The sequence below is a fragment of the Prevotella sp. MGM2 genome, assembly GCF_002933955.1.
In the GTDB taxonomy this organism is placed as follows: Bacteria; Bacteroidota; Bacteroidia; order Bacteroidales; family Bacteroidaceae; genus Alloprevotella.
Genome location: NZ_BEWW01000005.1, coordinates 1 through 817, shown reverse-complemented (window position 1 = coordinate 817; position 817 = coordinate 1). Strand labels below are relative to the sequence as shown.

Annotated in this window: 1 protein-coding gene; it reads right to left on the bottom strand. The window is 52.0% G+C overall.

All coding sequences use genetic code 11. The annotated features are described in order from the left end of the window. A partial coding sequence (gene groEL / locus C5S62_RS00085) for a chaperonin GroEL (protein WP_133159430.1) occupies positions 1-817 on the bottom strand: 817 nt, incomplete at both ends.

The window sequence follows — 817 nt, the reverse complement described above, 5'->3', positions numbered from 1 at the left end:
CACAAAACCCTCAAGAGCCTGCTGGGCACGGATGTAAGCCACGCCGCCACCAGTCACGATGCCTTCCTCAATAGCGGCACGCGTAGCGCAAAGAGCATCATCGCAGCGGTCTTTTTTCTCCTTCTGCTCTGTTTCGCTGGCAGCACCGACTTCGAGCACACATACACCGCCCGAAAGTTTGGCAAGACGCTCCTGAAGTTTTTCCTTATCGTAAGAACTCGTGGTAACAGCCATTTCATTTTTAATCTGACTGATGCGCTCCTGAATGTTCTCTTTAGCGCCGGCACCGTTGACAATGGTAGTGTTGTCCTTCGTCACAGTCACCTTTTCGGCCGAACCGAGCATTTCGAGCGTAGCCTGCTCAAGCTTCAAGCCTTTCTCTTCACTGATGACAACACCACCGGTAAGAACGGCAATATCCTCAAGCATGGCCTTGCGGCGGTCGCCGAAACCGGGAGCCTTCACGGCGCAAATCTTGAGCTGTGTGCGCAGGCGGTTCACTACGAGCGTAGTGAGAGCCTCGCTGTCAACGTCCTCGGCAATAACGAGCAAGGGACGACCGCTTTGAACGGCAGGTTCGAGAATGGGAAGAAAATCCTTGAGGTTACTGATTTTCTTGTCGTAAATGAGAATATAGGGATTCTCCATTACGCACTGCATCTTTTCCGTTTCAGTTACGAAATAAGCCGACAGATAACCGCGATCGAACTGCATGCCTTCTACTGTTTTCAATACCGTGTCGCGGCCTTTGGCATCCTCTATGGTGATGACACCGTTCACACTGACGGCACGCATACCGTCGGCAATGAGTTTACCG